The sequence below is a fragment of the Paraburkholderia sp. UCT70 genome (assembly GCF_050434085.1).
GTDB classification, from domain to species: Bacteria; Pseudomonadota; Gammaproteobacteria; order Burkholderiales; family Burkholderiaceae; genus Paraburkholderia; species Paraburkholderia tuberum.
On record NZ_JBNPVZ010000002.1, the window covers coordinates 2,108,729 to 2,134,445 of the forward strand.

At 63.7% G+C, this 25,717-nt stretch carries 16 protein-coding genes and 2 pseudogenes; 3 read left to right on the plus strand and 15 right to left on the minus strand.

Annotated elements, in window-relative coordinates:
• Positions 1-67: 67 nt before the first annotated feature.
• The 4 genes from OKW41_RS12025 to OKW41_RS12040 all read right to left on the minus strand — a co-directional run bounded on the left by OKW41_RS12025 (position 68) and on the right by OKW41_RS12040 (position 5,719).
• Positions 68-1,492, minus strand: a complete 1,425-nt coding sequence (locus tag OKW41_RS12025; RefSeq protein WP_429443671.1) for a fimbrial protein — start codon at positions 1,490-1,492, stop codon at positions 68-70.
• Between the two features lie 78 nt (positions 1,493-1,570).
• Positions 1,571-4,117 carry a fimbria/pilus outer membrane usher protein gene (locus tag OKW41_RS12030; RefSeq protein WP_429572615.1) on the minus strand — a complete coding sequence of 849 codons (2,547 nt, stop codon included), beginning with the start codon at positions 4,115-4,117 and terminating at the stop codon, positions 1,571-1,573.
• A 214-nt stretch (positions 4,118-4,331) separates the two neighbouring features.
• Positions 4,332-5,090, minus strand: a complete 759-nt coding sequence (locus tag OKW41_RS12035; RefSeq protein WP_429572616.1) for a fimbrial biogenesis chaperone — start codon at positions 5,088-5,090, stop codon at positions 4,332-4,334.
• A gap of 89 nt (positions 5,091-5,179) precedes the next feature.
• Complete coding sequence (locus tag OKW41_RS12040) at positions 5,180-5,719, minus strand: fimbrial protein (RefSeq protein ID WP_429446824.1); 540 nt, start codon at positions 5,717-5,719, stop codon at positions 5,180-5,182.
• 1,112 nt (positions 5,720-6,831) lie between these two features.
• Between OKW41_RS12040 and OKW41_RS12045 the strand changes: the two genes are divergently transcribed.
• A complete protein-coding gene (locus tag OKW41_RS12045; RefSeq protein ID WP_429572617.1) occupies positions 6,832-7,047 on the plus strand; it encodes a hypothetical protein in 216 nt (71 codons plus the stop codon).
• A gap of 33 nt (positions 7,048-7,080) precedes the next feature.
• Here OKW41_RS12045 and OKW41_RS12050 read toward each other — a convergent pair.
• The 6 genes and pseudogenes from OKW41_RS12050 to OKW41_RS12075 all read right to left on the minus strand — a co-directional run bounded on the left by OKW41_RS12050 (position 7,081) and on the right by OKW41_RS12075 (position 12,902).
• A pseudogene (locus OKW41_RS12050) lies at positions 7,081-7,909 on the minus strand (2OG-Fe(II) oxygenase).
• 89 nt (positions 7,910-7,998) lie between these two features.
• A complete protein-coding gene (locus OKW41_RS12055; protein ID WP_429572618.1) occupies positions 7,999-8,478 on the minus strand; it encodes a nuclear transport factor 2 family protein in 480 nt (159 codons plus the stop codon).
• Between the two features lie 155 nt (positions 8,479-8,633).
• Positions 8,634-9,515 (minus strand): annotated as a pseudogene (locus tag OKW41_RS12060) (MFS transporter); the annotation flags it as partial.
• Positions 9,516-9,517: 2 nt separating this feature from the next.
• Positions 9,518-10,957, minus strand: coding sequence for a nicotinate phosphoribosyltransferase (locus OKW41_RS12065; protein WP_429572619.1), 1,440 nt, complete (start codon positions 10,955-10,957; stop codon positions 9,518-9,520).
• A 291-nt stretch (positions 10,958-11,248) separates the two neighbouring features.
• On the minus strand, positions 11,249-12,451 hold the full coding sequence (locus tag OKW41_RS12070) for an AAA family ATPase (RefSeq protein ID WP_429572620.1): 1,203 nt from the start codon (positions 12,449-12,451) through the stop codon (positions 11,249-11,251).
• Positions 12,452-12,632: 181 nt separating this feature from the next.
• Entirely contained in the window at positions 12,633-12,902 is a 270-nt protein-coding gene (locus OKW41_RS12075) for a hypothetical protein (RefSeq protein ID WP_429443678.1), read from the minus strand.
• 1,316 nt (positions 12,903-14,218) lie between these two features.
• Here OKW41_RS12075 and OKW41_RS12080 point away from each other — a divergent pair.
• Together OKW41_RS12080 and OKW41_RS12085 are read left to right on the plus strand one after the other, a co-directional pair.
• Positions 14,219-15,646 carry a sigma 54-interacting transcriptional regulator gene (locus tag OKW41_RS12080; protein ID WP_429443679.1) on the plus strand — a complete coding sequence of 476 codons (1,428 nt, stop codon included), beginning with the start codon at positions 14,219-14,221 and terminating at the stop codon, positions 15,644-15,646.
• Between the two features lie 416 nt (positions 15,647-16,062).
• The gene (locus OKW41_RS12085) at positions 16,063-18,732 is read left to right on the plus strand and encodes a mechanosensitive ion channel domain-containing protein (protein ID WP_429572621.1); all 2,670 of its coding nucleotides are present in this window, start codon (positions 16,063-16,065) and stop codon (positions 18,730-18,732) included.
• A gap of 41 nt (positions 18,733-18,773) precedes the next feature.
• On the opposite strand, the gene OKW41_RS12090 is transcribed toward OKW41_RS12085, so the two are convergent.
• The 5 genes from OKW41_RS12090 to OKW41_RS12110 form a co-directional block, all read right to left on the minus strand.
• Positions 18,774-21,035, minus strand: a complete 2,262-nt coding sequence (locus OKW41_RS12090) for an ATP-dependent DNA helicase (RefSeq protein WP_429572622.1) — start codon at positions 21,033-21,035, stop codon at positions 18,774-18,776.
• The gene (locus OKW41_RS12095; RefSeq protein WP_429572623.1) at positions 21,032-22,801 is read right to left on the minus strand and encodes a VRR-NUC domain-containing protein; all 1,770 of its coding nucleotides are present in this window, start codon (positions 22,799-22,801) and stop codon (positions 21,032-21,034) included. The genes OKW41_RS12090 and OKW41_RS12095 overlap by 4 nt, the downstream gene beginning before the upstream one ends.
• 69 nt (positions 22,802-22,870) lie before the next feature.
• A complete protein-coding gene (locus OKW41_RS12100; RefSeq protein WP_429572624.1) occupies positions 22,871-23,455 on the minus strand; it encodes a LutC/YkgG family protein in 585 nt (194 codons plus the stop codon).
• Positions 23,442-24,845 (minus strand): lactate utilization protein B, encoded by a 1,404-nt coding sequence (locus tag OKW41_RS12105; protein WP_429443684.1) that lies wholly within the window; start codon positions 24,843-24,845, stop codon positions 23,442-23,444. Before OKW41_RS12105 ends, OKW41_RS12100 begins: the two co-directional genes overlap by 14 nt.
• The gene (locus tag OKW41_RS12110; protein WP_429572625.1) at positions 24,842-25,585 is read right to left on the minus strand and encodes a (Fe-S)-binding protein; all 744 of its coding nucleotides are present in this window, start codon (positions 25,583-25,585) and stop codon (positions 24,842-24,844) included. The genes OKW41_RS12105 and OKW41_RS12110 overlap by 4 nt, the downstream gene beginning before the upstream one ends.
• Positions 25,586-25,717: the final 132 nt, after the last annotated feature.

Genomic DNA, 25,717 nt, shown 5'->3' on the forward strand with positions numbered 1-25,717 from the left:
GCCGCAAACTTCATTAGAGCGCTGCTACCGGCGCCCTAATAATGACCATTTGTGACGGTAGAACCGATTACTGCACCCGCACGATAACCTGAGCCGTCGCGTTAAACTTCCCTGTCGTCACGGGCGTCGCTCGTGGCGCAAAGGCCTTGAAGGTCGCATTGATCGTGCGCGTATAGGAGGTCATGCCGCCAGATGCCGGGCCATTTGCAGATGCATCATTCAAAACAGGATCCCAGCCATCTTTGGTACCGCCGGCGGTGACGTACTCGTTGGTGAGGAAATTCAAGGCAGCACCTCCCGGCCTCGACAATGCCACACCCACGCCGGTTGCAGCACCGGGATCGGTTCCGTAGCCATCGGAGAGCAGATAGCTCACGCCACTTCCCGTGGTCGTCAGGCCCATGCTGGTAGCGCTCTGTGCATTGGCCGGTGGAGCAAGAATGCCCAGCGCGGTCTGGTTGGCCGCCGTTCCGCTCGCGAAAGCCGCCAGGTTCGCAGGTTTCGTGGTCTGGCACTGCATCTGGATTGTGATGGGCAACTGCCTAGAACCACCCTGATTCAGTTCGCCAATCGCAATCGACGGGAAATTCACCACCGGTGTTGCATTGGTCACTGCACAGGTGGCGGATCGTCTGACCGTTACATTGCCATAGGGGTTGATCGAACCGGGCCAATTGCCATACCAGCCGTCGTAGTGATTGAGGGAGTCGGCGCCAACCGACAGGTTACCCTTGATGATAGTGCCACTGGCGCCGCCAACAAATGCAGAATAGGCGACGGGCTGGGACCACGCCCAAGCCCCAGTGCGAGTATTGTCATAAACCGGGCAGGTGCTGCACTGGAAAAACTCCATTTTGTACTGACTGAAGTTCTTTGCCTTGACGAGAAACCAGCCCTGACTGTCGACATCGAGGTTAGTAAGGGGCGTAGCCTTCCAGTACCGCGACACGTATTCACCTGTTGTCATGTTCGTTACTCGGGACACGACCCCCGTGTAATAGGTTTCATACGTTTCCGGGATACCTGACTGGGCACTGACATTGGTATAGCCAGCATATGTGTTATCGCCGTTCGTCGCATAGTATTCAAACATGGTGCCGGCCGAATCAGGGGAGCAGCGGAACAGAACCTGCTCCGGACTGTAGCCCCCAACGCCTTTATCACCGAGGTTGACCATGGGCGCCACGCCGCTTGCGAGCAGCGTGCCGTCTGGCACAAAGGGAGGGGTGTTGATCTGAATGGTCATTGGATAGGCGCCTTTCCCCCCCCCATCGGTTGACCCCGTCCAGCTACTGGCAACGGTACCCGGGTCCGTGTAGCGCTGATTATTTGTGGTGGCATTAAGACCCGTAATCTTGAAGCACCCCTTCGCGGTTGACTGGGCCCAGGCGTGGGTGGGCACGGCGATGCTGGACACGACGACCAGCGTCGCCAGCAGGCCGTTTCGACTCACCCGGGGCGAACGCCAGGCGAAGTTTAAAAAACGATTCATGAATAAGAACTCCTGATAGTCGTCGATTCCGCCGTGGGCCCGAATCGACGGGTGCGCCAGCCTTGCCGGCGCACAACATTACCTGGCTGCGGCCTGAATTTCAGCCGATTCAAGGGGGGTGCATCTTGCGCTCATCCGAATGATGGGTGCGGAATCCTGCCCGGTGGTGTCGTACGCAATAGCGCATTGATCTTCGCGACGCTCTCCCCACTTCACGGTCAGCGTGCCGCGATCCTCCGGCACCCGAGCGTAGACCTGTCCACCCTGACCCACCATACCGATGGCAGCGCCGGTGCTGTCCAGCACATCCGCGCCCAGAGGCAGCGGCTCGCCTTCCGGCCGGGTCGCTCCGATCAACAATGCGTGACCGGTCAGTGTGGAGAATTTGAGCAGCACGGCAGATCCGGCATACGGTGCAACCCGAATCTGGTTACCTGTCAATTCAGCGTTCTGGTTAATCCCCTTGGTGTCAAGCGCCACATCGTTGTAGCGGTACGGTGTCAGCGACGGAACGATCGCGTACCCGAAACTGTCCACGCGCGCACCCGACCCGTTGCGCACAGTGGCACCCTCTGCACCCTTGGCTTCAACAAGGCCGAACGTATCGCTCAGGTACGGGCCGAGTGTGACTCCACCACCATGCGCGACTGCTGCGCCGCGTGCGGTGGCGCCGGCCTGCCAGAAGCCATTACCCTGCGAATAGTTCGCGCCCATCGTGACCATCGACAGGTTCTTCTGCACGTTGCCGCTGACGCTCTTCGAGCCGTTTTGCGTCTCGGCCGATGCCGTCAGGCCATAGCTGAGTGTCTGCGCCGCATCGGCGATACCGCTAACGGACGTCTGGAACGAGGTGCCCTGGCCGGTGCCGGTTGCAACGCTGCCGGAGAGACTTGCGGAGCGCGGGCCGGAGCCGAGCGGGATCGAAACCGTCGCCATGAACGTATTGGACGACTGGCCGCTCGATCCCGACTGGGCACTGCCGGACACCAGGTTCGGCAAGCCAGTACCGTAGAGCATGCCGGTCTGCTGGCGAATGAACGACAGGTTATAGTTGATCGACCTGTAGTGATTGTTATAGCTGAGCTGGAGCTGCGTATCGCGCGGCCTCGAGCCATAGTAGCTACTTATCGCAGCTGACAGAGAAAGGGAGCCGTACTGGTTGAGGCTCTGGTTGACGTTAACCGTAAACTGATCGCGCTGCTGATACGTGCCTGAAGACCAGGTCTCGCCATTCTGATAGGCCACCCGTGCGCTCAGCGCGTCCAGAAAGTCCCGATAACCTTTGGTCGAATAGCGGTAGCCGGCCAGCGAGAACGTAGTCATGGTCTGCTGGAGGGTATGGCTGTAGTTGATGGAACTCCGCCACCCGTTCACGCGGTTACCCTGCGCATCGAGTGCATTGGACCACGCAGCGTTCAGGCCGAACGCACCAAATGACGTTCCAAATACCACACCAGCCAGCACGGACTGGTAATCCGTGGAAAGACGTGCGCCACCGTTGGCGGTGATCATATTGGTCAGACCGCGCTCATACGTAATGTCGGCGAACTTTGCGTTCGAGCCTTCCACCTGGCGCACCTGACCCAGCGTGAAGCTGTAGTGTGACGCGCCAGGTCGCAGCGAGTTCGGCACTGCGGAAAACGGCACCGTGAACGTGGAGACCTGCCCGTTCGCTTCGAACACCCGCACGGTCAGGTCACCCTGATAGCTCGTAGGGTTCAGGTCGTTGATCGAAAACGGACCCGGCGCGACTGTGGTCTGGTAAATGACGTTGCCGTTCTGACTTACCTCGACCCGTGCGTTGGTGTTGGCGACACCGTTCACGACCGGCGCGTAACCGCGCATCGAGTCCGGCAGCATGCGGTCATCGGTCTCGATATGAAACCCGGTGTAACCCACAGAACTGAGCAGGTTGCCACCCGTGAAGTTTTGCCCGACGGTGAGGTGGCTGTTCCAGGCCGGCAACGGTCGCTCGGCGTATGTGCGAATATTGTTCCACTGTCCGGCGCTACCCGCAGGGCTGTTGTTAAACGTGTAGGCGGACTGCTGGTGAAAACGCCATAGCCCGATGTTCAAACCGGCGTTGATACCCGCATAGAGCGAGTTTGTCTTGTAGCCAAAGGCCGACGACGTGTAGTAGTTCGTGTCGTAGTTGAGAGAGGCCATGGTCTGGCCTGCCTCGAGGCTGGCCAGGTCGACTAAACCGCGCGGCACATGCTTCATCTGCGCGTGCGGAACGCTGATGTTAAGACGCAGGCGTGACAGGTCGAAGGCCGTGGATGCGCCCGGCACGCGCTGCGCAAGCGGACCGCACAGCGCAGGCAAGGCTTCTGCGGGTGGCGTGTGCACCGCTGGCATAGCCTCATCCGGGACACTGTCCGTTGACGCGGAAGACGCACCGGACACTTCGCTGGAGGTGGCGCTCTCTACCAGCATCCCGGTCGAGGTCAGAAAATCGTCGCTCAGACACGGATAAACCTCGCCGCCATCTGTGCTGCGGAACTCAACCGGCTGACGGGAAATAAAGACGTCATTCACGTAGATGTCGACCCGATAATTTCCGGGGTCTACGCTGCTGACTTTATTAAAGCGTTCGATATCCGCGACACCGAGTGATGAACCCATCAGCAGCTCGCTGTCGAACGTATAGGCGGGTGCTGCACTAGCGGAAGCCTCGACGGCTGTCGGAATGGGCGCGGCCAGAGCCTGGCATGCGGGAATCGCAAAACCTAGGGTCGCTACGATTATCGAAATCTGGGAAGGTCTGTTTGACCTTACGCCGGTGGAAGCAACCCGACTGTTGACGGACTGCACTGTTTTTCGAGGCTGACGCACCATCTCACTTGATCCCTTGTTCTACGACTACCGGATGTTCCGATTCGTGAACCGCACCGTAGTCGTCGACGTATTTGATTTTCAGACTGGGAGTTGCCCCTTCAAGCGGACATTCACCCTTAATGCTCCATCCCGCCTCGGAATGAGGCGCGAGCATGTCAGCCGCGAAGGTTGCGGTATGCGTGCCGCAGGTCACACTGCCGTCAAGAAGCGAAATGTAGTAGCCGGACGGGTTGTTAGCGGTGACGCGCTCACTCTTGCCTTGTTTGCCAATACGGAATGTGAGTTGCTGCTGCGCTTTTTGCGCGCTGCCTTCAATCCCGGCCGGACGATAGAAAAGCTTGAGCCGGTTGCGCAACATCACCAGCATCTGGTTCTGGTCGGCATAGGCCGCGTTTTTCGATGGGATCTGCAGGGTATTGAAGTAAAAGACCGACTCGCGGTCTTGCGGCAGATCCTTGCCGGTAAACACCAGGCGTACTGTCTGCCCCGCCTTGGGCTCGATGCGGAATATGGGTGGGGTAACCAGAAACGGCGCGTCGGCTGTGTCGGGGGTAGACTGGGCATTCCCCGAGTCAACCCACACCTGCATGACGCTTGGTCCATCGTCCTGATTGGAAAACTGCAGACTCTGCTCTCTGGCGTTTCCATCGAAGATGACACGGGTACTGGGCATGATGACACTGGCGCAGGCGCTGCCAATCTGGGCAGCACACGTGGCGACCAGCATTACCTTGTAAACATTTTCACGAACCCAGCCCATGATTTCTCCGTTTCCGCAAGCTGTTGATTAGATGTACTGAAAATCCTTCGGGCTTGCTCAGATATGCAAGCCCGAAGGCAAGGGGGTGATTACTGGTAGCTAACTGCGTACTGCACGCTGCCCAGCACCGAACCCGGCGTTGCGCCGCCTTGTTCGGAGATGTACTGAACAGCGAAGTCGTGCGACGCGGCCGATGCGCCAACTTCCAGATTCAGACCCGGTGCTGCATAACCGTTGACGCCGCTCAGGTTGAACGGCGCAGCGGGTGCTGCCGGATCGAGCAGTTGCAGGGCAACGTTAGTCGCGCTGCCGGTGTTGCCCAGATTGCCGCTCGTGGTGACCTGGTTGCCCATGAACACCGTATCGATCGCCTGAGCAACCGTCGTCGGAGCCATACATCCCGTCACGCCAATCGTGAAGCTGGTCTGCTTGGCGGTGGAGCCCGCGCCAGCCAACTCTGACGATGCGACAGTAGGCAGCAGCACGGTCGGGCTAGCAGCATTGCCGTTGATCGAAACTGCGCACGTCTGATCCGTCACTTCGCCCTGGAAGTTAATGGTGTTGCCGCTGGCAGCAAACGCGAAGGCAGGAACAGCCGCAATGGCGAGGGCAAGAAGATGTTTTTTCAAGGTATAACTCGTTTTGGAAAGTTGATAAATGTCGCTGCATCTCAAGCAGCAAACGAATTCTGATTCTTTCAACTTAATTTCACTCTAGGACGTGTCCGAAAATTTCGTTGGTAGGCTTGGACATCGGGACAATTCGAAGGAAAAGCGGAGGGCAATCGCACAAATTGTTAAATCGTTATGAACTGTGCCAGCCGAGAATCTGAGAGCGATAGACGTCGTTGGTAGATGCACTCACCGGTTCAGGGCGATGCGCCTTAGGATGGCGAGGTTCTGAGCGGCCCTATCCACACGGACCCGGCATTGAATTTCACCGAACGCCATATCGAGACGCCAGTGCATGTCATTCTCTATACCCAGGTGGGAACGAACACCGCGGACAATACGGGTATGGATCGGGCGGCAAGCTGCTGACGTAATAGCGCGGCGCCGTTGTGACCGTGTCGCGGATGTCGCGAGTCGATTCGACCATCATTACGATCGAGCGCAGCCCCGGCCACAGATCGGACTCATGTTGCAAGCGCGCGAGAATGCCGCTGGCAACACAGCGGCGCGTCTCCATCTCCGGGGCAAAATCCAGAGTAATCGCGTGCACCACTTTGTTTAAATGCCTTCCGGTCAATCTTTAAATAACAATCTTTAATGCTTCGTTCAATCGCCCTATGGCGGGAATGGCAAAGATCTTCGATTGGGATCAATCGCATTCAGACGACGCCCTCGATCTAGGGGGCACGCTACGAAAGGGGCGTCAAAGTACGCCAAGCCAAAATGGCAACCCCGTGGATCTTGGCGCTCAGGCGGTGCGCCGCGAAGTTTTTCCTTGGCCGACAGTCTCCGGGGACTGCCGGGCTCGTCGCGTGTCGTTTCCGTGCAGGTGCATCGAGATCGTCGAGACTGACGCGTGGCGCTGGCGATGCCAACCCTGCCCTTGCAGCATGACTCGGGATGGTCTCACCGTGCGTTCTCGACGACAGCTCCGTTCTGCAAGGGGAATCCTGCATTTCCGAAGGAACCCGTCTGAAGTGCCGTGCATCCTGATTCTTGCGACCGGTCCGCTTTCCCTCCTTAAACCCCTTCTACTGTGGGCGTGCCCTCGTCTGCACGCGGATACGCGTATGGCACAGCACGATCTCGTTATCGTTAGAACGATTGTCCTTCCCGATGTGCCGCTGAACGCGCGGACGATTCATGATCTATTCCCTCCTGAATCCACGCCCAAGGCCCGCGTTGCGGCGCTTGCCCCTTACGAGAAGCGCCATGCAGAAGGTCCATTTACCGCCTATCTTGCCTGGGGTGAACATCAACCTCGTTGGCTTTGCGGACCGGGTTGAAGTGGAGCGGAATCAAATTTGCCAGACCCAGCCTCAGCCGTACGCGCGCTCGCGCATCCACTTCGTCATGATCCACTTATCGCCGGCAAGCACCGGCGCGCCGCCGTGCAGGGTCGACGGATCGAGCTGGCGCTGGCCGTTCATGTAGCGGAAATACACCGCGCCGCGGGCGCGCGCCGCGACCGACAGGCTCGCTGACGGAAACACCGTCTCGCCGCCGTCGGCAACGTCGTTCAGATACATGATCAGCGTCGCGACGCGTTGGCCGCTCTGCGCGGTGTGCACCGCGCTTCCCGGCTGATCGGGTGTGAAGAAGTCGCGGTGAGGGCTGTATTTGCCGCTCCTGTCGTAATGGAGCACCTGCAGGCCTTCGCCATTTTCGAGCGGCCAGTTCGTCAGACTCTCGATGCGCCGTTCGATCCGCGCGATCAACGCATCCTCACCGCGCCGATACCAGACGCCTTCGCTGGTGCGGTCGCGGATCACGTCTTCGTGGCCGGTGAGCGGATTGACCGTCGTCGAGCGTTTCAACCGATGCCGCGAGCGTCCGATCAGCTCGGCGCATTCCGCGACCGACAGCACGTCGGCGAACACGACCAGCAGCGGACGCTCACAGCGCAGCAGCACGCGTACATCGCGGTCGTGGCACGGATCAGGTTGCCACGGGCGACAGGCGCGGCGTCGTATCGATAAGGCTGGGTGGCTGGATCGGCGACTATGGCTTGCGCCGCGGGGTCGGTCGCGCGCCGATCGACCGCATGGTGGACCGCGACGCGGGCGTCGCCGCCGGCAAAACCGGCGTGCAGCCGCGCGCGACATTGCTGCTCAGCCATTCTTGCCAGACTGCATCGACGACTCGCATAGCGCTTCCTGTGCGGCCGCCCAGCAGGAGTGCGGGCACGCTGGTGCTTCGATCATCGCAGACGCGATGCGCGCGCCGCCCGCACGCGCCTAGTCGCGCTTCAACTGCCCGCGATAGTGCAGCAGCCCTCGGCGCGCCTGCTCCCGGAGCATCCGCTGCACGAACGGCGACCAGCCGAACAGCGTGCCGCGCACGCCCATCGCCTGGCGCATCCACAGCCACAGATCGAAGCGATCGCGATGCTCGACGATGAGCCCATCGCGGAACACGAAACGCGCCTCGATCCGGTTCACGACGTCGCGCCCCGTCTGGACGAAACGGTAGCGCGCCACCCACTGCGCGCTGCCGGTATGGTCGTCCGCCTCGATGTCGCTGAAGGTCAGCGTGAAGTCTTGCGCATGCTTGACGAGCATGCGCCACATGTCGCGCGCTTCGTCGCCGACCAGCTCGCCGAAAGCGGGGTCGCTGAAGACGACGTCGTCGGCATAACCGGCGACCATGGTCTCGGCGTCGCGTTGCTGGAAGGCGGTGTAGAAACGTTCGATCAGCTCGATGTTGGGATGGCTCATTGATGTCGTATGGTGTATTGCGGGAGCGCGTCATGCACGCGCAGCGTCGCGCCGCGCTCCGGAAAAACAGCCCGCGCGCGGTAGGCGGCGGGGATGGCGCACACGATATCGGAAAACGGCGTGAAAGGGGGGCCGGCGCGAGCCGACGACGGCTTTTACCCTTCCGATACCGCTCCCTTGAAGCGCACCACCTCCGCCCGCCCGGCGAGCTTCCACACCACCGCCGCCACCGACGCCGCGACGAGCGCCGCTACCCCCAACGCCGCCGCAAAACCCGCGACGAAGCTTGCCAGCGCGGCCGTCGTGAGCGCCGCCCGTAGCGCAGGCGCCAGCGACGCGGTGGCCTGCGCGGCGTCGCCCACCATCACGCACGACATAAAACCAGCGTCGAGCGCGGCGCGCACGGCCGGCGTCAACGGCGTGGCCGCGTCGAACGCCGCGCGCGCGTGCGCGGCCAGCACCGCGCCGAGCACGCCGACCGACGTGACGATCGCCGTAGAACGCGTGGTCGTGCTGATACCCGAGGCCATCCCGGTCCGCTCCGGCGGCACACACGCCATGATCGCCTTCTGGGTGTCGCCGTTCAGTACGCCCGCGCCGAGCCCGGTCACGATCATGCCGCCCGCGACCCAAGCGTAGCGCGCGCCGCCGGCCGCGAGCGCGGTCAGCAGATTGCCGAGCGCGATCAGCAGCAGCATCGGCGAAATCCATCTGCCGAGCGCCGCGCCGACATACGGCCCCACGACCATCGCGAGCGCAAACGGCAGCATGCCGATGCCCGCGGCCACCGCCGACAGCCCGAACGTGTTCTGCAGATACAGCGGCAGGAACGTCATCATGACTTGCGCGCACGCGGCATAACCGAACATCGCGAGCACCGCCGCGACGAAGCGCGGCTGGCGGAACAGCGCGAGATCGACCATCGGATGCGCGCGGCGCCGCTGCAACTGCACGAACGCGCCGCCCAGCAACGCGAAGGCCGTGAGCCGCGCGCCAGTGGCCCAGCTCGCGAAGCCGTGCGACGGCGCGTCGTTCAGGATCAACCTTCGTCCGCATATGCGCGGCCTCGAATCTCGGCCAGCGACGTATCGACCAGCAAGCGGCCCGCTTCGAACACCGTCTCGAGCGCTTCGTCCCACTCGCCCTCCACCGTGCTCCCGTCCCACGCGATCGGCAACGTGACCGTCCGGTACTCGCCGGTGCGGCGATGGCGCAGCAAGGTGAGCCGGCCTTTCATCGAGCGCTTGCCGTGATCCGTGACTGGATCCTTCGACACATCGTGCCACGTGTCGCCTAGCCGGATCGCCGAGCACTTCATCGCGAAGCGCTGCGTATCGCGGTTGATCTGCTGCAACAGCGCACCGCCCATGCCGAACACGATGTTGTCGGTGGCGAAGCCGGCCTCGTCCATCGCGGCGAGGATCGCGACGATCGAATCCGGGTTCACGCCGTCACCCTGAATCACGCGCACATGGTCGAGCACGCGCCGCCCCTTGCTGTTGGTCTGCGACCCGAACGAAGCCTCCAGCGAGCGCAGCGTGTGCAGGACGATCGTGCAAGGATCGCCGGAGTCCGGGCGAATCACGAGCATGCCGCCGGAATCGAGCACGGCCTGCTTCAGTTCGCCGCCCCATGCGTTCAGCGCGGCGAACAGGTCGTAAGAGTCGGACACCACCGAAACGATCGCGCCCGGCTTGCCGAAGCGGGCGATCATGTTGCGATATGCGTCGACTTCGCGCTCGCGGCCCCACGACGTGATCGTGCTGTGCTCGGCCGCCGGCACCGAGAACGCGGCCATGCGGTCGCGGTAGTAGTGATTCGCCGCAACCACGCCGAGCACCGTATCCGAGCCCATGAAGCTGACGAGATGTGCCGCGCCGCCGATCGCCGCCGACTCCGCGCTCGACACGCCGCGCGCGCCGAAATCATGCAGCTTGAACGGTAGCTGCGAGAGATCGTCGCTGCTTTTCAGCAGATACGCGCGGATCGTCTGGCGCAGATGCCAGCTTTGCGTCGCGACCGTGATCGGATACCACACGCGCATCAGCATCGTCTCCAGATACGACGTGAGCCAGAACACCTGCGGATCGTCGCATTCGACGGTGACGAGCACGTTGTGCGTGGGCACGACCGAGCCTTCGGGCGCCGCGCGAATCCGCACCGGCAGATAGCCTCCGTATCGCTGCACGACGTAGCGCCAGCCCGCCTCGTTGAACGGCTCGCCGTGCGCGCTGAAGAAGGTCCGCGCCTGGTCGATCATCGCGCCGGTAACCGGCCGGCACAGGTACTCCTTCAGCAGCATCTGCAAGCCGAAGAACAGCGTGCGGCCGTAACGTCCGCCGCGCGATTCGATGTACGAGAACATCGCCGTCGCGTCGGGCGGATATTGCAGATAGTGCGATGCCTTGTACGAATCCGTATTCAGAATCGGATTGGACAGGATCGACGCGAGGTCGCTGAAACTCTGCGCGTTTTGCATGGACGGTGCTGCGCTCACGTGATTTTCTCGCTGGAGTGACCGGGCGGCGCGAGCCTGCCCGACGCTTTCGAAACTCTGAGGCTGCGGCTCTACGCCTACAGAATATGCTGGGGATGACCCTGTATCTCACCTTACTACGGTATGCGCGATAGCGCTCGCCGTCGGACTGTAGCTTCTCTTCGCGCAGGATGAGTCGGGCCCGCAGCGCCAACTGCAGCCGCAGACGATCATGTTCCGGATCTCGAGGTTCACCAGCAGAAGACCGGGCTCGAGCAGCGAGTAGACGTCGTCCTAGACCCCCGGCTTCAATTGCGGCGGCAAATTCGGCCACGTCGCGAGCAACCTGCCGAGCATGCTCCTGCGGCGCTCCGCACCCGCGGGCCACAGCATGTTCGCGAGCAGCACGATACCTTGCGCGAGCCCGCTGTCGCGCGCGCACGCGACGAGCGGCACGCCGCGGCTGAGCGCATCGTTGACGTGCTGATCGTCGCGCGGCAGTTGATGCGCGACCTTCGCGCCGAGTGTGCGTTCGAGCATCGGCAGATTGATCTGCGCGTCCTTGTCGTACTGGTTGACGACGACCCGCACCTTGCTGGACGGATGCCCCAGTTCGCGAAAGATATCGAGCATGCGGCGCGCGCCATGCAGGTACAGCGGGTTCTGCCGCACCACCATGCAGATCGCGTCGCTATGCGCGAGCGCGCGGATCGTCGACGGATTCAGGCTCGGGCCGACGTCGATCAGCACCGCGTCGTAGCGCTCGCGCACCAGCGTCAGAATCCGGTCCAGCTGACCCGGCAGCAGTTCGGCGGCCTTCAACGGATCGCCGGCGCCGGCGAGCAGATCCAGGTTCGGGCACACATGCATCGCGCACGCGTCGAACAGCGCCGGGTCGAGTTGCTCGTTGCGCGAGCACAGATCGACGAGCGTCATGGGCGGGGGGCGATTCGCCATCAGCAGGCTCGCGTCGGCGAATTGCTGGCTCAGGTCGATCAGCAGCACGCGCCGCTCACGCCGCGCGGCGAGCGCGCACGCGAGGTTGACCGCGATCAGCGTGGTGCCGCTACCGCCCTTGCTCGACGCCAGGGTGACCACGCGCGCGTGGCGGCGCTCGGGCTCGCGGCGCCGCGCTTCGATCTGCGCAAGCGCATCGACGACGGCCTGACGATCGAGCGGCCACGACAGCACCTGCCGCACGCCGACGCGCAGCGCCGCGCCGATCAGCGCGGTGGACGGCGCCGGCGTCACCAGCATGCAATGGAGCGTCGGCGCGCAGGCGAGCGTTTCCTCGATGCCGTCAAGTCCGCGGACGCTCAGATTGGCGTCGTCGACGATCAGCAGGTCGGCGCCGCGGACCACGCGCGCGTGCATCGGCAGTTGCCGGGCCGGACCGAACGCGGTGTGCAGCCGGTAACGCACGCCGCTCTCTTCGAGCCGCACGACGATTCGCTGCGCGTTTTCGATGCTCGCGGCAATCAGGAAGATGTCGATCATGGCAGCTCTGCGGCGCTTGGCGCGTCATGCGCGGGCTTTTATTCCAGTCGTCTGTTCACGATTGACGACGCAGGCTTCGGCGCGAGTTCCTTACCGCGACGCTCCTCCGTGAAAACCATGAGCCGGCAAACGGTGCTATCGAATTCCTGCTCGGTCGCTGCGAGCCGACGAGCGGCAAGCGTCAGACGTCGGTTTCATCGTCGTCGCGCCGATGCGCCGCGCTGCGTTCAGCGCGCACTCGCATGGCGTACAGCGCGTCGCGCAGCAGGTCGCGGCGGATCTCGGCTTGCGCTCGGCGCTCGAGCGCCTTAGCGACGACGAGCGTCAGCAGATCGACCGACGAGCCCGCCGCCTGCGCGAAAAAGCGCGCGCGCGATGCCGCGACATACCGCCGGTAGGTGCTTCTGGTTCCTCCCGAAGCGGCCGGCCTGCGAATCAGTTGTGGTTTCATGTCAGCCCCCGATGTCGAGCAGATTTGCGCCAGGTCACGCCGTCTGGTCTCAGCGCCCCGGCCGTTGGGCCAGGTCGCCGTGCCCGTGCCAATCCACGGACACGGCCCCTGTACATTTGTCTCTCTGTGGAGACTAGCGTCTCTCCCCGCTTCATCGCGCCGGCCGGTCCTGATCCGGCGCTGCCCCTTCCCTTTGCGGCGCGTCGCTCGCGAACGTTGCCAGCGCGTTGCCTGTCGTTATCGCCACCCTTTTCGCGTCGTAAGGACAAAAAGTCGAAAAGGAAAAACGGCGAAGTCGTTGCCCTTTTTTCGTCCGGTTTTGAATGGCCGCCAAACCGGTCCGCCACTCACCCGTTTTCTAACGTATTCAAGAAGGCCCCGCCGCGCTCCCGCAAACACCTGATGGCTTCCCCGACCATGTCTGCGAGTGACTTTTTTACCGCCGGTCTTCTTTTAATCCGGTTTTCCCCGTACCGTCGACCTGGTGGCAAAACATTTTTCTGTGCAGACCTTATTGCAATGGTTATGCCAACACGCATTCGAATTTGTAAGGCGCCCGCCAAAGCTTCACTCTGGCGAGAAATCGATTTGCTTTTGACGCAGTGCGAGCCTGCCCGATTTTTGGCGTGGCGCGCATTGATTCGTTTCTGACACGCCAAATCGCCGCGCGCTGGCCGCAAAGCGCGCCTCCCGCTCCGTCTCGCCAGCCTGCTGACTGGCCGCGGGGCCGGCCACACGCGGCTTCGCCGCTCCTTCCGGTTGGCAAAGCACCTCACCCGGCGCGGCAAAGCGCATTCGACTCGCGCTGTCCAATCTGTCGCAAGTGTGAAACATGACTGCCCGCGCCCCGTCCGTTTTAGTCACGCCTTAATACCAGGGCAATTGCTACGCAATGTGCGATTCCGCGCATAACCAGCCTTGACCGCTTATTCATTAGTGATCCGTGTTATTCCGAAAATCCAACACGCATTCTTCATCCATGTTTCTTTATCTGGCGCTTTTAGGCGCTTTCGCTTATCGTTAGGCCATGCGCCAATCAGAGCGCTTGTATCAGGTCTACGAGGCAAGCCACGGTTCAAGTGGTTTTCACGGTTCGGGGAAAAAATCGCCGGGCAGTTTCAGCAATGAACGACAAGGTCGCCGCCATTGCATGAATCGGTCCGCCACGCAGCGCGTTCCGGTTCGCGCCGCGCTTGCAGCGTGTCCCTTGTTCGTGATTGCTGCTGTCGTGAATGCGTCGCAGCCGGAGTGCAGCAACTGGCCGCCTGAATCTCACAACGTCGCACGGCAGTCCTGAGGATCGAACGGGGGGAACCATGACTACGACTTGCACGCCGGCCGATATGGAACGCACGGTCCTGTACGTGGCGAACGCGCCCGACCAGAAACTCGTCGAGTTTCTGGTCGCGTCGGGATGGCAAGCCGTGCACGCAAAAAGCACGGCCGTGGCGGAACGCATGATCGAACGCGGCAACATCAAGGTCGGTCTCGTTCAGTTGCCCGAAGATTGCACGTCACAGCAGCTGTCCGCGCTCGCGCTGTGCATGCGCCGCGTCGAAACCAACTGGGTCGCGCAGATCGTGCCGGGCCAGGCCGACAACGAACTGGTCAGCCGTTTCATCCTCGATTACTGCTTCGACTTCGTCACGCAGCCGTGGCTCAACGAGCGGCTCATGTTTGCGCTCGGCCACGCGCATGGGCTGTCGAGCCTGCGTCAGCCGCGCGTCGTGCCGGAGCCGTCGCTCGGCCGCCACGGCATGGTCGGGCAATGCGAGCCGATGCAGCAGCTCTACCGGCGCATCGACAAATGCGGCGTGACCGATGCGCCGGTGTTCATCGCGGGCGAATCGGGCACCGGCAAGGAGCTGACCGCTCGTGCTATTCACGACCGCTCGCCACGAGCGGGCCGCACGTTCGTCGCGATCAATTGCGCGGCGATTCCGCCGAGCCTGTTGCAGGCCGAACTGTTCGGCCACGAGCGCGGCGCTTTTACCGGCGCGCTGCAACGCAAGCTCGGGCGGATCGAGAGCGCGCATGAAGGCACGCTGTTTCTCGACGAAATCGGCGACATGCCGCACGAATGCCAGGCGGTGCTGCTGCGCTTCCTGCAGGAAGGCACGATCGAGCGGCTTGGCGGCAACGGTCCGATCAGCGTCGACGTGCGCGTGATCTCGGCCACCCACGTCGATCTGGAGCGCGCCGTCGAAGACGGGCGTTTCCGTTCCGACCTCTATCACCGGCTGTGCGTGCTGCGCCTCGTCGAGCCGCCATTGCGCGAGCGCGGCGGCGACATCAAGCTACTCGCCAATTACGCGCTGAGCATGTACAAGCAGGACGGCGCGCGCAAGCTGCGCGGCCTGTCGAGCGACGCGATCGTCGCGATGTCGAACTATCCGTGGCCCGGCAACGTGCGCGAGCTGATCAACTGCGTGCGCCGCGCGGTCGTGATGAGCGAGGGCCGCTTCATCACCGCGAGCGACCTCGGCCTACCCGAAGCTGACAATGGCCCGGCGGTCACGCTGGCGGAAATCCGCAGCAAGGCCGAAAAGGATGCGATCGAGAATGCGCTGCTGCGGCACGGCTACAAGCTGTCCGATGCGGCGGCCGAACTCGGCATTTCGCGCGCGACGCTGTACCGGCTGATGCACGCGAACCGGTTGCATCAGGAGCCGGCCGGACGTGGCGCGAGCAGTGGCCCCCATGCCGATGACGAAGCAGAGCGCCAGACCTCTTCAGTGGCATAAGCGCGGATTTAAGCGTTTTTTGTAGTGAACGCTTAGCAGCGCACGGTCACGGCGATTGAGCATTCCCGACTTTCCGCGTTCTGCCCGCACGTAGCGTGGTCGTCGAGAACATCCTCGCGCTGCCGCCAGCATTGCCACGCGGCAAGCGGCCTCCTACCCCCTGCGCCGCCCCGCCCAGGGGGCTTTCCGGGCAGGCTTTCTGCTGCCTTCGACAGGCCTGCCGGCCATCATCGGCTATCCTGTCGGGTCAACGCCCCGCCCGACGGGCGCCGCTCTCGCGGCCCTTTCGCCCGTCCGGCGGGCCTCCGCCGCAGGAACTTCAGCGCTCCGCCCCGTGTCGGTCCCGGGTCACCCCGCTGAAACAGCCCATGTTCCGGCACAATCGTCCGCACTGGCTTCATCCCGCTTTACACCCTATGCAAAAATTTCTGCGTGTCTATTTTTTCATTTTTCTGCTCGCAGGCGCGGCGCCCGTCTTCGCCGCCGCGCCTGAGCTTGCCCATCCCACGCCCGCGACACCCGCTTCCGCCGCCGTCACGCTGACACCTCAGCAGGCCCGCGACGCGCTCGCTGTCCTGAACGACCCCAAACGCCGCGCGCAAGTCGCCGATACGCTGCAAGCGATCGCCGCGGCCGGCGCGTTGAGCGCGCCGCCCGCATCCGCGCCGGCGGCGGCGTCGGCAGCGGCGTCGGCGCCCGCCGCCGCAAGCGGCGCAGCCGCGCTCGTGCCGGACGCGTTCAAATCCAATGGCCTCGCCTCGCAACTCGCGCGCGAGGGCTCGCATTACGCCGGCTATCTCGCGACCTCGCTGCGCGGCTCGATCGCCGCGCTGCTCGACGTCGCGTCGGTGCGCGCATGGTGGAACTGGCAGTTCGCCAATCCGCACGCGCGCGCGGTGCTGTTCAAGGTGCTGTGGTCGCTGCTGGCCGCGCTGATCCCCGCTCTGGTGCTCGAATGGCTGGCGCGGCTGCTGCTGCGGCGCGTCTATCGGGCGATCGCCGAGCGCCGCGAAGCCGCGCTGCAGGATGACAACGACAACTCACCGCCGCCCGCGCACGCCGCCGGCGCCGCGCCGGCAGGTCATCCGCCGACCAGCACGCCGCCGCCGCCCCCGATGTCATCGGTGCCGTCAGTGCTCGAAGCGGAGGCGCAAGCCGTTGCGACTGGCCCGGCCGCGCCGTACGCGACGCCATCCGCCAAAGGCCGCGCCATCGAAACCGAAGGCAAGCGCAACGCGACGCACCACTGGACGCTGCTGCAACGTCTGCCGCGCGCGTTGCTGATCACGCTGGTGCGGCTCGTGCCGATCGCGGTGTTCGTCGGCGCGGCGAGCGCGCTGATGTCGATCTTCACCGGCAACGGCACGCCGCAGGATCGCGCGCTCGATTCGCTGATCGACGTCTATGTGGTGTGCCGCTGCGTCGTGATCGTCGGCGCGTTCTTCCTGCAGCCGAGCGCACCGCGTCTGCGGCTGCTACGCATGGGCGATGCGTGGGCCGCGTTCGTGCTCGGCTGGATCGTGCGAATCGTCAGCGTGGTCGGCGCCGGCGTCGCGCTAGCCGAAGTCGCGCAGGCGCTTGGCATGAACGACGCCGCGCATCTCGCGCTGCTGAAAGTGGTCTCACTCGCCGGTCACGTGATGATCTCGATCCTCGTGCTGCGCTGCGCGAAACCGGTCGCCAACCGGATCCGCAATCGCTTCGCCGCTCACGAGTCGTTAGAGATGTTCGGCAACGCGTTCGCGGACGCGTGGGCCGTGGTGACCGTGGTCATCGTGATGGGCCTGTGGTTCGTCTGGGCCTTCGACGTACAGAACGGCTATCACGCGCTCGTGAATATCGGCGGCAAGACGCTCGCGATACTGATCGGCGCGCGGCTCGTGTCGATCGTGATCTTCGGCGCGCTCGCGCGCATCTTCCATGTGCAGGACGATGCGTCACGCTCGCTCGTGCATGAGCACGCCTACCGATACTATCCGGCGCTGCGGCGCGTGATCGGCTGGATCATCGGCAGCGTCACCGCGCTGGTGCTGTTGCAGGCGTGGGGCGTCGACGTCATCGATCTGTTCCGCAGCGGCACGATCGGCCACCGGCTCGCATCGGCGCTCGCGACGATCGCCGTCGCCGCGATCATCGCGCTAGTGGTGTGGGAGGTCGTCAACGTGTCGGCCGAACGTCGCCTCGATAACTGGACGAGCAACGGCGATCTGGTGCGCGCCGCGCGTCTGCGCACCTTGATGCCGATGCTGCGCACCGCGCTGTTCTGCGTGATCGCGCTCGTCGTCGTGCTGACCGGCCTGAGCCAACTCGGCGTGAACATCGGCCCGCTGCTCGCGGGCGCGAGCATCTTCGGCGTCGCGCTCGGCTTCGGCTCGCAGAAGCTCGTGCAGGACTTCATCACCGGCATCTTTCTGCTGATGGAAAACGCGATGCAGGTCGGCGACTGGGTCACGCTCGCGGGCGTGTCGGGCACCGTCGAATATCTGTCGATTCGCACCGTGCGGCTGCGCGGCGGCGACGGCTCGCTGTTTACGGTGCCGTTCAGTTCGGTGTCGACCGTGAACAACACGAATCGCGGCATCGGCAACGCGGCGGTGCGCGTGAATATCGTGTTCGGCCAGGACGTCGAGCGCGCGATCGACACGCTGAAGGAAATCGGCGCATCGCTGCGCACGGACGACAACTTCAAGGACGGCATCCTGGCGGACTTCTCGTTCTGGGGCGTCGATGCGGTCGACGGTTCGGCGATCACGCTGGCCGGCCAGATGCAATGCCGCGATACGTCGCGCTGGGGCGTGCAACGCGAATTCAACCGACGCATCCTCGAGCGCTTCAGCGAACTCGGCATCGAGATCGCGAATCCGCAGCGTCATCTGCTCACGTGGGACCCGGCGAGCAAGGCCAGGTTCGATACGGCCCTGCCGCGCGAACGCCATAGCGACCGGCCGGACGGCGACGCCGCGGGGGACGGTCACGCTCCGCACAAGGGCGACGCGCCGCTCGACGACCAGATCCCGGTTGATCCGAGCCCGGCCGGCGGCCCTGGTACGCCCGGCAATCCGGGCTCGACCTCGCCGCACGCGTGACGCGTCGCGCGTCGCGCGCGTAAAGGTTCGCTAGCGCGGCGCTAGCGAACCTGCCACCAGCGCGGCAACAGGCGCCGCACTTCCGGCCTGCGAAAGCGGTCGTCGATCAGATGCAAGACGCCGCGGTCCTCTTCGGTGCGGATCACGCGCCCCGCCGCCTGCACGACTTTCTGCAAACCCGGATACAGGTACATGTAGTCGTAGCCATTGCCGAAGCGCGCATCGAGCGCGCGGCGCATCTGCTCGTTGACGTCGTTGATCTGCGGCAGACCGAGCGTCGCGACGAACGCGCCGATCAGTTGCTGCCCGGTCAGATCGACACCCTCCGAAAACGCGCCGCCGAGCACCGCGAAGCCGATGCCCTGATTCATCGTCCTGAAGCGCGCGAGAAACGCATCGCGCGCGGCTTCGTCCATGCCGGGTTCCTGGGCCCACACCGGCAAGCCGGGATGCCGCTCGCGCAGCAGCGTGACCACGCGTTGCAGATAGTCGAAACTGCTCAGGAACCCGAGATAATTGCCGGGCTGGGAGTCGTACTGCTTCGCGATCAGCTCCACGATCGGCGCGAGCGAGCGTTCGCGGTCGCGCCAGCGCGTCGACACATGAGCGGCCACGTGCACCTGCAACTGCTCCGCGCAAAACGGTCCCTCGACGTCGAGCCATTGCGTGTCCTCGGCTAGCCCAAGTGTGTCGCGATAGAAATGCTGCGGATTCAGCGTACCGGAGAACATCACCGTGGTACGCGCGGCCGCATAGCGTGGCGCGAGGAACGGCGCGGGGATCACGTTGCGCACGCAGAGCGTCGCACTGGTTTTGTGGCGCGGCGCGTAGCGGTCGGCGCTCAATGTCATGTCGAACATCGAGTGCTCGCCGAACTGCTCGGCGAGCGCGACGAAGTGCATCGCGTCGAAGAAAGCGCGCAGCGCATGTTCGTCGATCGACAACGGCGCGTCGGCGAGCTGATCCGTTACCGCGCCGATCAGATTCTGCGCGGCGGACAGCAATTTGCCGGGCACCTCCGCATACACCTTATAGCTGGACGTCTGCGTGCGCTTCACCGCATTCCACTCGCGCTGCAAGCGTTCGAGCGGCTTCTTCAGCGCCACCGGCGCGCTCTTGCGCGCGAGCCGGAACGCGCTTTGATCTAGCGACGCGGTATACATGCGCCGCGCGCGTTCGAGCAGGTTGTGCGCTTCGTCGACCAGCACGCCGACGCGCCACTGGTTGATCTGCGTGAGCGCATGCAGCATCGCGCTCCCGTCATAGTAGTAGTTGTAATCGCCGACGATCACATCGGCCCAGCGCGCGAGTTCCTGCGACAGATAGTACGGACAGATATTGTGCGTGAGCGCAGCCTCGCGCACCGCCGCGCGATCGAGCCGTGGCGTCGTCAACGCGGCGACGCGCGCCGCATCGAGACGGTCGTAAAAGCCGCGCGCGAGCGGACAGGACTCGCCGTTGCAGGCTTTGTCCGGATGCTCGCAGGCTTTGTCGCGCGCGACGAGTTCGAGCGTTCTGAGCGGCAACGGCGCACTCTGGTGCAGCGAGTCGATCGCATCGAACGCGAGCGCGCGGCCTGGCGTCTTCGCGGTCAGAAAGAACACACGATCGAGCCGGTCTTCGCCGCAGGCTTTCAGCAACGGAAAAATCGTCGCCAGCGTCTTACCGATACCGGTCGGCGCCTGCGCCATCAACGGCTTGCCGTCGCGTGCCGCGCGATACACGGCCACCGCGAGCTCGCGCTGCCCGCGCCGAAACCGCCCATACGGAAACTGCAACGCGACGAGCGCCACGTTGCGCGCGACGCGATGCGCGTCTTCCTGCACGGCCCAATCGAGAAATCGTTCACACTGGTCGACGAAGAAGATTTCGAGTTCGCGCGCGCTGTGCTGCTGCGTCAGCACGGTTTCCTTCTGACTGCCGATATCGAAGTACACGAGCGCGATCGTCAGCTCGCCGAGCCCGCGCGCCCGGCACAGCAGATGCCCATACACGAGTGCCTGCGCCCAATGCAGCACGCGATGATTCGCGGGCATACGCGCGAGATCGCCGCGATACGTCTTCACTTCTTCGAGCCGGTTCGCGATTCCGTCGTAGCCGTCCGCGCGGCCACGCACGGTCAGACTGCGATGCGTGCCCGTCAGCGTGAGTTCGGTTTCGTAGCCGCTCGCGCGACGGCCGGCGACCATCTGATGACCCGCGATGCCTTCGAGCGAAGTCGGCGCGGGCGTGAAGCGCAGATCGAGATCGCCGCGCCGAGCGGTGAATTCGCACATCGCGCGGACGGCCACCACGTAGCTCATACGACGCGCTCCGCTTCGGCTTGCGTCGCGGCGTCCGCTTCGCTCTGCGCCTCTTGCCCGGCCCAGCGCACGTCGACGACGCGCACCGGCATGCCGTGCTGCGCGCAGTACGCGAGCCAGCGGATCTGGTTGTCCTGCAGACGATCGCCGGGGCCTTTCACCTCGATCAGTTCATAGCGACGCTCGGCCGGCCAGAACCGGATCAGGTCGGGCAAGCCCGAACGATTGCCGCGAATGTCGCGCAGCAAGCGCTCGAAGCACAGCTTCAGATGCGCGGCGGGTAGACAGTCGAGCGCGAGTGCGATGAGGTCGGGCGTCAGCAGTCCCCAGAACACGAACGGCGACTGCATGCCGGCCTTGTCGTGCAGATGCCGCAGAATCGTGTCGCGATAGACGCCGCTATCGAATTGCGCGAAGCACGCGGCGAATTGTGTGGCGCGACGCGCCTGAAAGTCCGGCGCGTGCAGATCGGCCGGTCCGCGTTGGAACGGATGAAAAAACGCGCCGGGCAACGCCGTGAACACCGGCTCCCAGCACAGCAGGCCGAACAGCGAATTGATCAGCGCGTTCTCGACGTAGTGCACCGGCGCGTCGTCGCTGCTCAAATGATCGCGCACCAGGTACTCGACGGCCACCGGCGTATCAGGCTTCGGCAGCACCAGCGTGCCGCGCTCCACGGGCCTCGCCGCTGCTGCGCGCGGCACCGGCTCGCCGCACTTGCGCCGCAAGCGCGGCAACATCCGGGCGACGCGCTGCGCCTCTTCTTCGCTCTCAGGCGCGGCATCGGCCTGCGAGGCCAGCGCCAGCGCTTCGCCGTAACGCTCGCTGCGCTCGAGTACGCGCATGCGTCGAAGACGCGCGCCGGGCCAGGCGCACGCGTCGTACACCGCGAGCGCGGTGTCCCACTGCCCGCGCCGCTCGCAAGCCTGGCCGATCCGGAACAGTAGTTTCGCGCGACGCGTTTCGAGCCACGGATTCGCGGTGCCGATCGAGCGGACGGTCGCGATCAGTTCGTGAAGGTTGGGGGTGTCGGTGCCGACCGGTAGCCATTCGAGCGCTTCGCGGCACGCGTGCAGCGCGAGATAGACGTCGACGTCCGCGCGTTGCTGGAACGCGCGCGACAAAGGCCCGAACGCGACCTTCTCGTACTGGAACACGCCAAGATCGGCGAGCACGAACTCCGACCAGTCCTGATGCAGATTGCCGAAGAACATCAGGCGCAAGCGATCGCACAACGGCGCGATCGCGACGTGCAGCACGCGGTCCGTAGAAGCGTCGTGCCAGGCGGCGAGCGGACGTGATGTGCATGCTTGCGCGTCGCCGCTTGCGGTTTCGTAAAACTCGCGCAGCGTTTCGAGCAGATCTGGTTTGCGCAAAGCCTTTGCGCCGGGAATCCGCGCGATCGCGTCAGCGAAGATGTCCAGCAATTGCGCACGCGTGCTGAGCGCAAACAGGTCGTCGAGAGACAGGGCCGGCTCGGTGTCGATCCAGCGATGCACCGTCATCGGCATCGCCGCCTGCAACGGACAGCCGATTTCGTCGTAAGCCAGGCGGCTCGCGCGGAACAGCATGCCTTTGCGCATCAGCATGCGCACCAGCAGCGCACGCGATGCCTGCGGCAACGTCGCGAAAGTTTCCAGAAAAGCGTGCTCTTCGTCGTCGAGCAGATCGTCGTAACGCGCGGCGAGCCACGCAAGCGCGCGCTCGAAATTCAGCAGGTAGTAAGGGGCTTCAGAGCGGATCTCTGAGCGAGCATCGGTTGCCACGGACTTTGTGCGGGACCTGTATGTTTATACAGTGATGATAGCAAAGTCCGGCGCTGCGACCGCCGCGCATCAGCCCGCGAGCCACACGACCGTCAGCGAGCGCACGCCCTGCGCGCCGCGAATCAGTACGCCCTCGATATCGGCGGTGGCCGAAGGGCCGGTAACGACCGCCGCGTAGCGCGCCCTGCGGAAATCGTCGCGACGATAGACGTCTTGCAGTCCATCGAGCAATTGCGCCGGATCGAGCAGCACGACCAGATGCTGGACGATGTAGCCCAATGCATTGACCACATATTCGCGCTCGCTAAACCACACCGAGCCGGTTTCGGCGACGCCAAAGCGCGCACGGACCAAACCGACGTCGACGTCCTGCAGCGATGCGGGGTCCGTATCCGCGCCGATCACGCGCGTGCCCGGCACTTCGGCGCACGCCGATGCGATCGATGCCGTCGCGCCAAAACGCTCGCGAATCAGATCGCTGACGTCGCTCGCGCTGGCCGCTTCGACGCAAGTGCCGCCCATCGTTTGCAACGCCGCCGTGAAGCGCGCCCGCAGATCGCCGCCAACCGCATCGAACAGCGGCACGTCGGGACGCGGCCGCGCGGCCGGTTGCGCGGCGCGCACCTTGGCGAGAAAAGCCTCACGCGTTGTCATCGCCGCCTCCGCGATTCTTTTTGTACCATGCATGAAAAGTCATCTTCGGCGCCTCGGGCAATTCGCGCTGCCGGCCCCAGATATTCAGAGGGTTGTACAGCACGAAATTCGGCAGCCGCCGCAACGCGCTGCCCATCGACGACACCGTCGCGCGATACAAGGTCGGACTCGATAGCAGACGCCCCGCCATCTTCAGGACCTCCTGCTTCACGAACGGCACTTCGTGCTGCTCGGCGATCACCGCGCGCCACTTATAGATCTGCTCGTGAATGTTGATCTTCACCGGACACACATTCGTGCAACTGCCATTGAGTGTCGATGCGAACGGCAACGCGCTATAGCGTTTCAGATCGAACGTCGGATTGATGATCGCGCCGATCGGCCCCGAATAGGTGCCGCCATACGACAGGCCGCCGCTGCGTCGATAGACCGGACACGTATTCATGCACGCGCCGCAGCGTATGCATTTGAGCGAGTACCAGAAGTCCTCCATCGCGAGCCGTTCGGAGCGGCCATGATCGACGAGGATGAAATGCATCTCGGTGCCTGGCCGCGGCGCACGAAAATGCGACGTGTACTGCGTGATCGGCGAACCCAATGCGCTGCGCGACAGCATGCGCACGAACACGCCGAGATCCGACACCTTCGGTATCAGCTTCTCGATTCCGATCGATGCGATATGCAGCGGCGGCACGTTCGCCGAAAGATCGGCATTGCCTTCGTTCGTGCAGACGACGACCGTGCCCGTTTCCGCCACCGCGAAATTGCAGCCGGTCATGCCAGCCGTTTTCTCGCGCACGAAATACGGCCGCGTATTCATGCGCTGGCTTTCGGCCAGATAGTGGATATCACTATTGCTCGGATCGGTGCCGATGGTCCGGCCGAACAGCTCGGCCACATCCGCGCGCAGCTTGTGCACGGCCGGCACGACCATATGACTCGGGTCCTGGTGATCGAGCTGCTGGATGCGCTCGCCGAGGTCCGTTTCCATCACGGTAATGCCGCGCGGTTCGAGATACTCGCGCATCCGGCATTCGTCGGTCAGCATCGACTTGCTCTTCACGAGCGTCGTCATGCCGCGCCCGGACATCAGCTTGTGGACGATCGCGTTGTGCTCTTCCGCGCTCGCTGCCCAATGCACGACCACGCCATTGGCCTCGGCCGCCGCCGCGAACTGCTCCAGGTAGTCGGCCAGATGCGACAGCGTGTGTTCCTTGATGCCCGACGCCAGCGAGCGCAACGTTTCCCATTCGGCAATGCCGTGCGCCTGCGCGTCGCGCTTCTCGCGCAGGTCCCACAGACGCTTGTCGTGAAACGCGACATGCTCGGTCTTGCTGATGAAAGAACCCGCGGCTTTGGCGTGATCGATGCGGTGATGGTCGCCGCTCATGCGCGTGCTCCATTGAGAACCTGCGCGATATGAATGAAGCGCGTGTCGGCTTTCATGCGTTCCGCGCAACCCTGCTGGTGCATCAGGCACGACATGTCGCCCGAAACGATGTACTCGGCGCCCGCGTTCAGATGGTCGCGCACCTTGTCCTGCCCCATGCGCACCGACACCGCCTCTTCGGTGACCGAGAACGTGCCGCCAAAACCGCAACATTCGTCGGGCCTCGCCGGCTTGACGAACTCGACGCCCTTCACGCCTTCGAGCAACGCGCGCGGCTTCGAAAACGGCGTGCCGGCGATTTCCGACGCCGACGCCTGCTTCAGATGACGCAGTGCGCTGCAACTGGTGTGTAGACCGACGCGATGCGGAAACTCGGCCCACGGAAATTCGCGCGCGCCGATCACGTCGTGCAGAAACTCGACCAATTCGTAAGCGCCTGCGCGTACTTTCTTCACTTCGTCGGTCTGCTCGAGCGCGGTCAGATGTTCGCGCACGTGGTGAATGCAACTCGCGGACGGCCCGACGATGTAGTCGTAACCCGCGAAGTTGCGCGCGAATAGTCGCTCCGTGGCGGCGGCGTCCGCATGCGCGCCGCTATTGGCCATCGGCTGGCCGCAGCAGGTCTGCTGCTGCGGATAGTCGACCTCGATGCCGAAACGTTCGAGCAGTTCGAGCGTCGCGATACCGACCTCGGGATAGAACGCGTCGATAAAGCACGGGATAAACAGCGCGACTTTCATAGGCTCTTCAGAAAAGCGGCGGGAACGATGTCTGTTGACCGGTGTGGCCTGTCTGGCCGTCTTGGTCATGTTGGTCTGACCAAGACTATAAAAAAGTCCGTTGGCGGTGTCAATTCGGACGGCGCGGGCCTT